The organism is Tabrizicola sp. T46, from assembly GCF_057219895.1.
The window spans coordinates 698,226-710,409 of record NZ_JBXVVV010000002.1; the positions used below are offsets into that span (position 1 = coordinate 698,226).

Genomic DNA, 12,184 nt, shown 5'->3' on the forward strand with positions numbered 1-12,184 from the left:
GCATCAACCTGGGGCGCCTTCGGGCGCGGTAAAGGGGGTGGAGCCGAGAAGGTCGGCCTTCGCCACGCGAAGTGCTGCGGGAAAGCCCTCATGCGCGGCCAGGACGGCCTTGAGCCGTGGATAGGGCGCGAGCGAAAAGCGCAGGTACGGCGCTTCGGGCAGATACATTGCCCAGCGCAGGATGATGCCGAGATAGTAGCCCAGCGCACCCGCCCGGCGCGGCGAAAGCCAATCAGGATCATGCGCCGCAAGCATGGCCTCGATCTGGCCAACTTGGTCCTGCAGGCGGAGCAGGGCATGGGCTTGGACCGTGTCCTTCACCCCTTCACCCGCGATCCTGTCCGGGTGGATCAGCGTCAGGACTGTCTGGTGCAGGGTGTTCGAGGTGAACATGAACCAGGACAGGAACGCCGCCCGTGTCGGGTCGGTCGGGGCCGGGCAAAGGCCGCCGTGGCGGGCGTTGAGCCACAGGATGATTGCCGCCGTCTCGAAGATCGGCCCGTCGGGCGTCTCCAGCGCCGGGATGAGACCCAGGGGGTTCACAGCACGGAAGGCCGGACTGTCGAAATCGCCCGCGTCCCAGTCAAGTGGCACGATCTCGTAGGGCGTGCCGATCTCTTCCAGCATCAGTCGGATGACAGACGAGCCCCAGTCCGGGATGTGGTATAGACGGTAGGTCACAGAACGCTGCCTTCCGGTGGGTTCGGCTGTTCGGGCCGGGTGAACGGGTGGGACCCCAGCCCTTCGGCGCGGGCAACGACGGGGGTTTCGACGCGGGCTTCCTGCGCCTGTGCGAGCGTGGCGAGGGTTGGGAAGGCGGCAAGGTCGAACCATTCCGGGCCGCCCGGCGGGTAAAGGGCGGACCAGCGGGTCAGGACGATGGCGTAGACGCCAAGCGGCGTTGCGGGGGCGAAGAGGCGCGGATGACGGCTCGCAGCCTGATCGAGCAGCGTGAAGTGCCGCAGCATCCGGGCGGCCGTGATCTCGTGATGCGCGGCGAAGCGGTCAGCCGGGGCATACTGGTGCGGATAGAAGATCATCCGCAGATCGGCATGCGCGGTGTTCGACATGAAGAACAGCCATTTCAGAAACGGCAAACGCTCGGGGTCAGAAGGCGCGGGGCCAAGTCGGTGCGTGTCCGCAAGGTAGAGGAGGATTGCCGCGGTTTCAGAGATCGGCCCTGCGGCGGTTTCAAGCGTGGGGACCAGGCCGGTCGGGTTCAGCGCCCGGTAGGCCGGGCCGTCCTGCGCCCGGATCGCGCGGTCGACGAGCGCGGTGCGATAGGGGATGCCGGCCCCGTCCAGCACCAGCCGGATGATCAGCGATGCGTTGTCTGGGGCATAGTGCAGGGTGTACATCGTTGTCCTGGTAGCCGGTTCCGAGGGGAAGCCTGCGCCAAGTCTTGGCCGAACGCGATGCGAAAAGCGACCCCTCAGGCCGCGGCTGCGATTTCCGGAGAAGTCATCGAACCAGGCTTAACCGACTGTCAACCATGAGTCGCGCAGACTTGCTCCGACAGGTTTCGGAGGGACTCGGATGGTCAGGTTGATTGCGGGAGTGGCTGTACTGGTGTTGCTTTGGGTGGAAGGCGCCATGGCGCAGGCGGTGGAGACGCCGCTTGAACGCGCGATGCAGGGCAACCCGGACCGGTTCGAGGCCGGGATGCTTGACCTGGTGGCGGGGTTCGGCGGGCCGGACGGCCTGACCCGTGACGGGATCGCCGCGCATGTGGCGCTGGAGAGGGCGTCGGCGCGGGCCGGGGCGATGCGGCGGTTGCTGGCGATGGACCTAGATGCCGATGGTGCCGTCCAGCGCAAGGAGTTGCAGGTCGTGCAGCAGGCAGCCAGCGCGGGTACGCGTGGCCGGATGGAACGGCAGTTTGCGGCAGCGGATGGCGATGGTGACGGCAGCGTCAGCGCAGAGGAGATCGCCGCTGACGGCAAGGCGGCGGGGCTGCGTGCCCTTGGGGAAGAGGAGGAGGCGCGCCTCTACGCGGCCCTTGAGCTGGATGCCAACGGCGACGGCGCGCTCACTGCCGACGAATTGGGCGCGGCGATGGCGCGGGCGACCGGCGGGAACTGAACCTGATTGACGCGGTCTTGCAGCGCCGGGGTCAGTCGGCACCGCAAGACCGTGTACACTGGCCGTTTTCGCCCGTCACATCGGATAGCGCAGGATGGCCGCGAGCGCTCCGTTCCCGGGCACGTCATCCTTGCGGGCAGATACGATGCGGGCGCCCGACTTCATCGCGCGGCTGACGATCTCGTCCACCACCCCGTAAGTCACGGCATCATCGGTGTCGGAAAAGCTAACCGCCCCGGTTTCGTCGTCGACCATGCCGGGAACCGTCACGTCGATATCGACGATCAGCGTATCGACCGCGCCGAATGTAGCGGCCCGGGCGGCCTGGGCGATGTCCGTCGTCGCGCGGCCCTGGCCTTCGCGCAAGGTGAAGAGCGCGGCAAGCTCGGCGATCTGGCCGGCGTGGAGCTGGTCGAGGACTGCCCTTGCCTCGCTGGCAAGGACGTGGTCGGGGGTATGGTCGGCCGAACCGCCAAGCCCGGTCTGCGCGGTATGGGCATAGCTTGAGACCGAACGGTAGATCGATTGCATCGGCTCGGCCGCGGCAATGATCAGCGGGCGTTCATGGCCGGACAGGACCGGGCGCAGCGCCTCGTCGACCACGCGGGCATATCGGGTCAGAAGCGCGTTTTCGCTGGTCGCCTCGCCACTGTAGCCGGGGCGGTCGCGGGGCGTGTGACTTCTGCGGTTGATCGCGTCCGCCATGTCGCGCGGCAGGCCCGGAACCGGTACCGGGTGGGCCGGCATGTCGCCCGAGACTTCGATCAGCCGGACCGCGCCCCGGCCGATGGCAAGAACATAGGCGTCCTGCCCGAAGGTCGCCGCGCGCAAGAGGGGCTTGATGTGGAAGCGGTCGGAAACATGCACCGAACTTGTCAGCCGTGAGGGCAGACGGAAGGTCCGAAGGCTGTCCGGCGTGATGAAAATCGCAAGGCTGTTGGCCTGATGTGCCCAGAAGCCGTCGTCGCTGCCGATTTCGTCAAGTGCCGCCTCGATCGGCCAGATGCTGCGCTTGTCGGTGCCGGCTGCCTCAAGCTGCGCCACCGCCTCGCGCCCGAGGTTCTTCAGCTCGGTCCGGTCGGCCTGAGCGGCCTCGGTCAGCGGTGTGGTCGCAAGATAGAGGGTGACGCTGGGCTGCGTTCGCGCCGATGCAAGGTTCAGGATCTCGGAACGTGTGGGCAGATCGACGTGGAGCACGGGTTTAACCTCCAGCTGGGCACACAGGGATTGCGGCCTCGGTTGCAGCACCGAAGCTAACGAACACAGCCCCGGCCTCCAAGCGGCACATCGTCGAGGTGTCTCTTTTTCCCTCGCGCTCGCCCGGTGCGCTGCCTATAACCAAGCCGGACCTTTCCCGAGGAGCTGACGATGACCGCCGAGCTTTCGCCCATCGACAAGGCCAAGTTTGCCGCCGCGCGCCGGTCGGTCGATTTCGTCGAGGATGGCATGAAACTGGGGCTGGGCACCGGGTCGACAGCGGCCTGGATGGTGCGGTGTCTGGCCGAGCGCGTGAAGGCCGAGGGGCTGAGGGTCACCTGCGTCGCCACCTCGGCGCGCACCGCCGAGCTGGCCGAGGAGCTGGGCCTGAAGGTCGTTGCGCTGGACGATGTGCGCTGGCTGGACCTGACGATCGACGGCGCGGATGAATTCGATTCCAACCTCAACCTGATCAAGGGCGGCGGGGCGGCCCTGTTGCGGGAAAAGATCGTGGCCACGGCAAGCGACCGGATGATCGTGATCGCCGATGCGGCCAAGGAAGTGGCGCAGCTGGGCGCCTTTCCGCTACCGGTCGAGGTGATCCCCTTCGGCTGGCAGACCACGAAGGCGCTGATCGAAGAGACCCTCTTCAGCCTTGACGTGCTGAACCGCGAGGTTTCGGTCCGCAAGACGAAGGGCCGTCCGCTGCGGACGGACGAGAAGAATTACATCCTCGATCTTCACCTCAAGCGGATCGGCAATCCGCGGCAGCTTGCATTGGTCCTGAACCAGATCCCCGGCGTGGTCGAGAACGGGCTTTTCATCGACATTTGCGACGTTGTCGTGATCGGCAACGGCGACGGGCGCGTCACGGTGCGCGACATCAACTCGGGCCGGATCGAGGATGCGGCAGTCGATATCACGCAAAGCTCGAACATCTTCGCAAATCTCGAGGAATAAGCGACCCGCCCGCGCGGCGGACCCTTCCAACTGCCGACGCTGGCGCATAGCTCTGTGTCGGAGCGAAACGAACCGGGACGGATGATGGGCTTCGACTACGATCTCTTTGTCATTGGCGGTGGGTCGGGCGGGGTTCGCGCGGCGCGCATCGCAAGTGGCGAGCATGGCGCGAAGGTCGGGTTGGCCGAGGAAAGCCGCATGGGCGGCACCTGCGTGATCCGGGGCTGCGTGCCGAAGAAGCTGATGGTCTTCGCCAGCGGGTTTCCAGACACGTTCGCCGAGGCGCGGGCTTATGGCTGGTCACTCGGGCCATCGACCTTTGACTGGACAGCGTTTCGCAGGAAGCTTGAGGCCGAGCTTGACCGGCTGGAAGGGGCCTACCGCAACACGCTGACAAATGCCGGCGTCACCATCCACGACACCCGCGCCACGCTGGTCGATCCGCATCGGGTGCGCCTTGCCGACGGGACCGAATTCACCGCCAAGCATATCCTGGTGGCGACCGGGGGGCGGCCCTTCATCCCCGACGTCCCGGGGGCCGAACTTGCCGTGACCTCGAACGAGATGTTCCACCTTGATCGGCTGCCGGAGCGGGCGCTTGTCGTCGGCGGCGGCTACATCGCCAGCGAATTCGCCTGCATCCTGAACGGGTTTGGCGTGAAGGTCACGCAGATCTACCGCGGTGCCCAGATCCTGCGCGGCTTCGACGACGAGGCGCGGGGCCATGTCTCGAACGCGATGCAGGCCAGCGGGATCGAGATCCACTGCGGCACCGATGTGATGCGGCTTGAGAAGACGTCTGACGGCATTCGGGCAGTCACGACCGACGGCGCGGACCGCGTCTATGACCTGGTGATGTACGCCACCGGCCGTCGGCCGAACACCGAAGGGCTGGGTCTGGAACCACTGGGCGTGGCGCTAGGCCGCCAGGGCCAGATCGTCGTCGACCGTTTCAGCCAGACCGGGGTGCCGTCGATCTATGCCGTGGGCGACGTGACCGGACGCATCAACCTGACCCCGGTCGCGATCCGCGAGGGGCATGCCTTTGCGGATACGGTCTTTGGCGCCAAGGCGACGGCCTTCGACCATGAACTGGTCGCCTCGGCCGTCTTCACCCGGCCCGAGCTCGGCTCGGTTGGGCTTAGTGAAGAGGCCGCCCGCGAGCAGGAACCGATCGAGATCTATTCCACGGCCTTCCGCCCGATGAAGACCGCCTTTGCCGGCCAGCCCGACCGCGTGCTGATGAAGCTGATTGTCAGCCGTGCGACCCGAAAGGTCCTTGGCTGCCATATCGTCGCACCTGAAGCGGGCGAGATGATCCAGCTGGCTGCCATCGCGATAAGAATGGGGGCGACGAAAGAGGATTTCGACCGGACCTGTGCAGTCCATCCGACGATGGCCGAGGAGCTGGTCACGATGCGCAAACCGACAAGAAGCAGCTGAGCGGGGCCGGAATGGCTTGATTTCCGGGCCGGGATGACCAGCTAAGGCAAAAGACGACAGAAAGGTTCTTTCACATGGCAGGAAGCGGCGGCCCCTGGGGCGGCGGTGGCGGTTCGGGCGGCGACGACCGGAACCGGGGCAATGGCGACGACGACGACCGCCGCGGCGGACGTCGTGGCGAGGGTCCGCCGATCCCCGAGATCGACCAGCTGGTCCGCAAGGGTCAGGAGCAGCTCCGCGTCCTGATGGGCGGGCGTGGCCGCGGCGGTATCGGCGGCGGCGGTGGTCCCGGGGGCGGAGCCGGCGGCGGCGGGCCGGTGGTGACGCGGCAGGGCATCGCCCTTGGCGCCCTCGCGCTGGTGGCGGTCTGGGCCTACATGTCCTTCTACTCGGTCCGTCCCGAAGAACGCTCGGTCGAGCTGTTCCTTGGTGAAAGCTCGGGCGTCGGCAATCCGGGCCTCAACTTCGCGCCTTGGCCGCTGGTGACCTTTGAGAAGGTTCAGGTGACCGGCGAACGCACCACCGAGATTGGGCAGGGCGAAGGCGAGAGCGGCCTTATGCTGACGCGCGACCAGAACATCGTCGACATCGGCTTCCAGGTGGTCTGGAACATCTCTGACCCCGAGAAGTACCTCTTCAATCTCGCCGACCCCGAAGACACGATGCGGGCAGTCAGCGAAAGTGCGATGCGCGACATCGTGGCCAGGTCGGAACTTTCGCCGATCCTGAACCGCGATCGTGGCGTGATCGCCGCCGACGTTCAGGCCCAGGTGCAGGAGACGCTCGACAGCTACAATGCCGGGATCCAGGTGATCCGCGTCAACCTCCAGCGCGCCCAGCCCCCGGCCGAAGTGATCGACGCCTTCCGCGAAGTGCAGGCGGCCCAGCAGCAGCGCGACACGCTTGAAAAAGAGGCGGATGCCTACGCCAACCGCGTGACCGCCGGTGCCCGCGGTGCTGCGGCGCAGTTCCTGGAAGAGGCCGAGGCCTACCGCGCCCAGGCCGTGAACTCGGCCCAGGGTGAAGCGGCGCGCTTCGTTTCCGTCTACAACGAATACGTCAACGCGCCCGAGGTCACCCGTCGGCGGCTTTATCTGGAAACCATGGAACGGGTCTTTGGTGACATGAACAAGGTCATCCTTGATGGCGTCTCCGGAGGCGAGGCGGCCGGACAGGGCGTGGTGCCCTTCCTGCCCCTGAACGAACTGGGACGCATGACATCCCCGCAAGCCACCACGCAGGGTGCCGCAGGCACGACGGGAGGGTCCAACTGATGCGCCCGATGTATCTCATCATTCCGGTCTTCGTGCTGATCGTGGTCGGCCTGTCGTCGATCTTCATCGTCGATGAACGGAAGAAGGCCCTCGTCCTGCAATTCGGTCAGGTGACCCAGGTACGCGAACAGCCGGGCCTCGGCTTCAAGCTGCCCTTCATTCAGGAAGTCGTCTATTACGAGGACCGCATCCTTGGCCTGCCGACGACGCCGATCGAAGTCACCATGCTTGATGATCGCCGCCTCGTCGTCGATGCGTTCGCCCGCTGGCGGATCACCGACCTTGTCCGCTTCCGCGAAGCCGTGGGCACGGGGGCCGAGGCGCAGGCGCTTAGGCGGCTGGACGGGATCATCAACCCGGCGATCCAGGAAGTGCTGGGTTCGGTTCCGTCGAACCGGGTGCTGTCCGAGGACCGGACGGCGCTGATGAACCAGATCCGTGACATCGCGCGACGTCAGGCGGCGAACCTTGGCATCGACATCATCGACGTCCGGCTGACTCGCACCGACCTGCCGGTGCAAAACCTGGAAGCGACCTTCGCCAGGATGCGGGCCGAACGCGAACGTGAGGCCGCCGACGAAATCGCCCGCGGTGGCGAAGCGGCGCAGCGCGTGCGCGCGGCCGCCGACCGGACCGTGGTTGAACTGACCTCGGACGCGCGGCGTCAGGCCGATGTGGTCCGCGGTGAGGCCGATGCCGAACGGAACCGGATTCTTGCCGAAGCCTTTGGCCGCGATCCCGAGTTCTTCGGGTTCATCCGGTCGCTGCAGGCCTACGAGGCTTCGCTGAAGGGCACGAACTCGTCAATCGTGATGCAGCCCGACAGTGAGTTCTTCTCGTATCTGCGCGGGGCTGGCGTGGATGGCACCGCGACAGAGCCGGTCGAGCCGGTTGAACCGGCGGCGGATACGGCGGCGGCACCCGCCTCGCCATGAGCTTTCTGGTCCTTGCGATCGGACTGGTACTTGCTGTCGAGGGGCTGGTGCTTGCACTGGCCCCTCGTCGCATGGAGGACGCGCTGCGGCTGATCCTCACGCTGGGGGAGGACAGGCGTCGGCTGATCGGCCTTGTCGCGCTTGCGCTTGGCGTCGGTCTGATCTGGCTTTCCGGGCACCCTTAGGCGGCCGAAAACCGCGCGCGGCGGCCCTCCACTCCGGCATTCAAAAAAGACGTGACGCCTGCCTTTGCGTCACAACACGCGATTTCACTTCCGGTTGAGGCGCGCAGACAACAATTGCAATGAAGGTTGGCTTCATTATCTGCTGCGACATATGGCGACACAGACCCGCAAAGGGGCCTGCATCGCACCCCCGCTCACGATGAACAGGAGTTTCCTTCGTGCCCGACCTGACCCCCTCCATCCGTTCCGCCCTGCGGTCAAGCACGCTTCTGGCGCTTGTCCTGGGCTTTGGCCTCAGCCTCGCGCCGGCCCAGCAGGCCGACGCCTTCGGCGCCCCCGAAAGCTTTGCCGAACTGGCCGAGCAGATCAGCCCTTCGGTCGTCAACATCACCACCTCTGCCATGATCGCTGCCCCGGCCGACGGGATGCCCATGGTCCCGGAAGGAAGTCCGTTCCAGGATTTCTTCGATGACTTCGGCGCCCCGGGCGGTAATGGAATGCAGCGCTCCGATGCGCTCGGCTCGGGCTTCGTGATCTCGGAAGACGGCTATATCGTCACCAACAACCACGTCATCGAAGGCGCGGACGAGATCACCATCGAGTTCTTCTCGGGCAAGAAGCTTGAGGCAAAGCTGGTCGGCACCGACCCCAAGACCGACATTGCGCTTCTGAAGGTCGAGGCGGAAGAACCCCTGCCTTTCGTGACCTTCGGCAATTCTGACCTGATGCGCGTGGGCGACTGGGTCATGGCGATGGGCAACCCGCTGGGCCAGGGTTTCTCGGTCAGCGCCGGGATCGTCTCGGCCCGCGGGCGCGAGCTTTCCGGCAGCTATGACGACTTCATCCAGACCGATGCCGCGATCAACCGCGGCAACTCGGGTGGTCCCCTGTTCAACATGGACGGCCAGGTGATCGGGGTGAACACCTCGATCCTGTCCCCCAACGGCGGATCGATCGGCATCGGCTTTTCCATGTCGTCGAACGTGGTGTCGAAGGTCGTGGACCAGTTGCAGAAGTTCGGCGAAACCCGCCGTGGCTGGCTGGGCGTACGGATCCAGGACGTGACGCCGGACGTTGCCGAGGCGATGGGCCTCGCCGAAGCCTCGGGCGCGCTTGTCACCGACGTGCCGGACGGCCCGGCCAAGGAGGCCGGGATCGTCGCGGGTGATGTCATCACCCGGTTCCATGACCAGCCGGTCGCGGATGCGGGCGATCTGACCCGCCGTGTCGCCGACGCGCCGATCGGCGAGGCGGTGCCGGTGATCATCCAGCGCGAAGGCCGGACCGAGACGCTGGCCGTGACGCTTGGCCGGCGCGAGGAAGCCGAAGCCGCGACGATGCCGGCTTCGTCGCCCACGCCGGAAGAGCCGAAGGAGATGGAGACGCTTGGCCTGACGCTCGCACCGCTGGACAATGACATGCGCGAACGGCTTGGGCTCGAGGCTTCGGCCGAAGGTCTGATGGTGGTCGGGGTCGATCAGGCCTCGGAAGCCTTCACCAAGGGCCTGCGCGAAGGTGATCTCATCACCGAGGCCGGCCAGCAGAAGGTGGTGCGCCTGCAGGACCTCGAGGACCGTATTTCCGAAGCCAAGGATGCCGGGCGGAAGTCGATCCTGCTTCTGATCCGTCGCGGCGGCGACCCACGCTTCGTGGCGCTCTCCATCGAATAATCGGGGACGCCAGCGGCACTGACCGGGCGGCAGGGGTGACCCTGCCGCCTTTTTCGTGGCCATGCCGTCAACCCGGCACGTTCAGAAAGCCCAGTCCGGGTCTTCGGTGAAGGCGATGGTCAGCCAGCGGTCCGGGCCCTTGCCGCCCAGCGCCTCGCCCACTTCCTGCCGTATGCGGTCCAGCTGGCCGATGCCCTGCACGTCCCAGCCGGGCGGGGTGACGAAGGTGATCTCGATCAGCGTCGCCCGTCCGACGCGGGCGACATAGGTATAGTCATCGACGAACCCGTGCCGTGCCTTGGCCTCGGCCGCGACAGTGCGGACATGGCGGTCCAGGTCCTCGGGCGCGATCCGCAGGATGCCGGTCATCGCCTCACGCAGGTCGGAAAAGGGCAGGGGAAGCACAACGAGGCAGACCAGCGCCAGCACCACCGGGTCGACATAGGGCATCATCCAGGCATGGCGCGTGCCCTCGAGCGCGTAGCCCGCCAGAAAGCCCGCCAGAAGTGCCGTGGTGATCGACCCCGACATCAGCCAGCCCTTGGCATCAAGCGCCACGAAGGCCGAACCCAGCGCCCGGTTCCGGCGGCGCTGACGCCAGGCCATGGCAAAGCAGATGCCCGCGACGATGACCGCATAGGGGATCGCGAGGTCGAACTCGATCTCGGTCCCGCCTTCCAGGATCAGCATGATCGCCGAGACCAGGGCAAAGCCCGCCGCAAGGGTCAGCATGGTGGCGTTCAGCGCCAGCACCATCGGTTCAAGGTGCCAGAAGCCATACTGATAGCGCACCGCCCCCGGTGCGTCGTCATCGGTCCGCAGCGCGTCCTTCAGAATCAGCCGCGCGACCCCAAGGCCAAGGGCGGCCATGCTGGCGTCGATTGTGGCATAGACCCCGTCGAACATGATGGCGAAGGACCCGGTCAGAAAGCCGAAGACAAGGCCCATCGCCCCGATCACCAGCGTGGCCGCGATCGAGGTGACAAGAAGGTGCTGTTCCAGCCGTCCGCGAACCTCGACCTGCCGCATCCGCCGCTCCCTTGCCCGGTGATGGGGGCAGGCTTGCCCGCATGCGGCTTGCCGTCAAGGTCAGGGCTGATCGCCCGCCCGGACGCCATCGGGCCGGAAGCCCGGATCAAGCAGGCGGTCCAGAAGCGGCGAGAGATCCTCGATCAGTTCCGCCACGATATGGACCACCCCCGCCTCGCGCTGAAGCCGGCCCGTGACGCGCAGAAGCCGCCCCGCAATCACCGCGCGGCGGAACCGTTCGTAAGTCTGTGCCCAGACCACAACGTTGGCGGTGCCCGTCTCATCCTCAAGCGTGACGAAGATCACCCCCTTCGCCGTGCCCGGACGCTGGCGCACCAGCACCAGCCCCGCCACCGTGACCCGCGCGCCTTGGCGCGGCTCGCCCAGCCGCGCCGCCGGAAGGGCAGTCTGCGGACGGGGCAGGGGGCGAAGCTGCGAGGGGTGGACGGGTGCAGGCTGCATTTGGAACAAATGTAGAACAATGGCTGGACTTGGCAAGCCGCTTCCCGTCCCGCACCCTCTGGCAAAGCCCGGACAATTGGCCTATGTCACCAGCGACGCACCGGAACGAGGCTGAAATGGCGAAGATCACTTACGTGGAACATGGCGGCAAGGAACATGTCGTCGACGTGCCGAACGGCCTGACCGTGATGGAAGGCGCGCGCGACAACGGCATTCCGGGGATCGAGGCCGATTGCGGCGGTGCCTGCGCCTGTTCCACCTGCCATGTCTATGTCGATCCCGCCTGGGTCGACCGGCTGCCCGCCAAGGACAGCATGGAGCAGGACATGCTCGACTTCGCCTGGAACCCCGACCCGGTCCGCTCGCGCCTGACCTGCCAGCTCAAGGTCTCGGACAAGCTGGATGGGCTGCGGGTGCAGATGCCGGAAAAGCAGATCTGAACCCTCGCTCGTCGACGACTTCGTTACGCCTCGCTGCAGGCGTGCCGACGAGAAGACGAAGTCGCACGAGGAGGGCTAGTCGCTCTTGCCGAGACGGTCGGCCTTCTTGCGCACCAGCACCGTCCGCAGGTCGTGCATCGTCAGCAAGAGCCGGTCTGTCACCGCCTCAAGCTGCTCATCCGTCGCCCGCGACTGCGCCCATTGCGCCGTAAGGTTCAGGTGGTCGACCGTGCGCAGGATGTCATCCACCTCGCGCGCCGCAAGCTGGGCCTGACGGTCCGCGATCCAGCTCTCGATCGCCGCCATGTCCGCTTCCGACAGCACCACATCGCCATGCGGCTTGATGTTGCCGTTCTTTACGTTGACGACCGCGATCTCGTCCATCTCGATCCGGCGCTGGCGGTTTTCGGTACTGACGCGGAACACCGCCGCACCATTCTCGCGCACCCGGAAGTAATAGTCGGGAAGCTCCGCCGTCATCGCCCCTGCCTGCCCCTCGCGCCGCGG

The 12,184-nt window shown here is 66.2% G+C and carries 14 protein-coding genes; 8 read left to right on the forward strand and 6 right to left on the reverse strand.

Going from position 1 to position 12,184, the window contains the following annotated elements:
• Positions 1–3 precede the first annotated feature (3 nt).
• Together AC2D9V_RS11070 and AC2D9V_RS11075 are read right to left on the reverse strand one after the other, a co-directional pair.
• Positions 4–681: a glutathione S-transferase family protein gene (locus AC2D9V_RS11070; RefSeq protein ID WP_484714125.1), complete on the reverse strand. Its 678-nt coding sequence runs from the start codon at positions 679–681 to the stop codon at positions 4–6.
• Positions 678–1,358 carry a glutathione S-transferase family protein gene (locus AC2D9V_RS11075; protein WP_484714126.1) on the reverse strand — a complete coding sequence of 227 codons (681 nt, stop codon included), beginning with the start codon at positions 1,356–1,358 and terminating at the stop codon, positions 678–680. Before AC2D9V_RS11075 ends, AC2D9V_RS11070 begins: the two co-directional genes overlap by 4 nt.
• Positions 1,359–1,536: 178 nt before the next feature.
• Between AC2D9V_RS11075 and AC2D9V_RS11080 the strand changes: the two genes are divergently transcribed.
• On the forward strand, positions 1,537–2,082 hold the full coding sequence (locus AC2D9V_RS11080) for an EF-hand domain-containing protein (protein WP_484714127.1): 546 nt from the start codon (positions 1,537–1,539) through the stop codon (positions 2,080–2,082).
• A 75-nt stretch (positions 2,083–2,157) separates the two neighbouring features.
• Here AC2D9V_RS11080 and AC2D9V_RS11085 read toward each other — a convergent pair whose 3' ends face one another.
• Positions 2,158–3,279, reverse strand: coding sequence for a baeRF11 domain-containing protein (locus tag AC2D9V_RS11085; protein WP_484714128.1), 1,122 nt, complete (start codon positions 3,277–3,279; stop codon positions 2,158–2,160).
• Positions 3,280–3,450: 171 nt separating this feature from the next.
• Here AC2D9V_RS11085 and rpiA point away from each other — a divergent pair, with 171 nt between their 5' ends.
• The 6 genes from rpiA (at position 3,451) to AC2D9V_RS11115 (ending at position 9,746) form a co-directional block, all read left to right on the forward strand.
• On the forward strand, positions 3,451–4,239 hold the full coding sequence (gene rpiA, locus AC2D9V_RS11090) for a ribose-5-phosphate isomerase RpiA (protein ID WP_484714129.1): 789 nt from the start codon (positions 3,451–3,453) through the stop codon (positions 4,237–4,239).
• Positions 4,240–4,323: 84 nt separating this feature from the next.
• Positions 4,324–5,682: a glutathione-disulfide reductase gene (gor, locus tag AC2D9V_RS11095; RefSeq protein WP_484714130.1), complete on the forward strand. Its 1,359-nt coding sequence runs from the start codon at positions 4,324–4,326 to the stop codon at positions 5,680–5,682.
• Positions 5,683–5,756: 74 nt separating this feature from the next.
• Entirely contained in the window at positions 5,757–6,956 is a 1,200-nt protein-coding gene (gene hflK, locus AC2D9V_RS11100) for an FtsH protease activity modulator HflK (protein WP_484714131.1), read from the forward strand.
• Positions 6,956–7,891: a protease modulator HflC gene (hflC, locus tag AC2D9V_RS11105; RefSeq protein ID WP_484714132.1), complete on the forward strand. Its 936-nt coding sequence runs from the start codon at positions 6,956–6,958 to the stop codon at positions 7,889–7,891. Before hflK ends, hflC begins: the two co-directional genes overlap by 1 nt.
• A complete protein-coding gene (locus AC2D9V_RS11110) occupies positions 7,888–8,076 on the forward strand; it encodes a DUF2065 domain-containing protein (RefSeq protein WP_484714133.1) in 189 nt (62 codons plus the stop codon). Before hflC ends, AC2D9V_RS11110 begins: the two co-directional genes overlap by 4 nt.
• A gap of 218 nt (positions 8,077–8,294) precedes the next feature.
• On the forward strand, positions 8,295–9,746 hold the full coding sequence (locus AC2D9V_RS11115) for a DegQ family serine endoprotease (protein ID WP_484714134.1): 1,452 nt from the start codon (positions 8,295–8,297) through the stop codon (positions 9,744–9,746).
• Between the two features lie 81 nt (positions 9,747–9,827).
• On the opposite strand, the gene AC2D9V_RS11120 is transcribed toward AC2D9V_RS11115, so the two are convergent.
• Complete coding sequence (locus tag AC2D9V_RS11120) at positions 9,828–10,775, reverse strand: cation diffusion facilitator family transporter (RefSeq protein WP_484714135.1); 948 nt, start codon at positions 10,773–10,775, stop codon at positions 9,828–9,830.
• Between the two features lie 60 nt (positions 10,776–10,835).
• A complete protein-coding gene (locus AC2D9V_RS11125) occupies positions 10,836–11,237 on the reverse strand; it encodes an OB-fold nucleic acid binding domain-containing protein (protein ID WP_484714136.1) in 402 nt (133 codons plus the stop codon).
• Positions 11,238–11,353: 116 nt separating this feature from the next.
• On the opposite strand from AC2D9V_RS11125, the gene AC2D9V_RS11130 reads away from it, so the two are divergent.
• Positions 11,354–11,677 (forward strand): 2Fe-2S iron-sulfur cluster-binding protein, encoded by a 324-nt coding sequence (locus tag AC2D9V_RS11130; protein WP_484714137.1) that lies wholly within the window; start codon positions 11,354–11,356, stop codon positions 11,675–11,677.
• 75 nt (positions 11,678–11,752) lie between these two features.
• Here AC2D9V_RS11130 and AC2D9V_RS11135 read toward each other — a convergent pair whose 3' ends face one another.
• Complete coding sequence (locus AC2D9V_RS11135) at positions 11,753–12,157, reverse strand: hypothetical protein (protein ID WP_484714486.1); 405 nt, start codon at positions 12,155–12,157, stop codon at positions 11,753–11,755.
• Positions 12,158–12,184 lie beyond the last annotated feature (27 nt).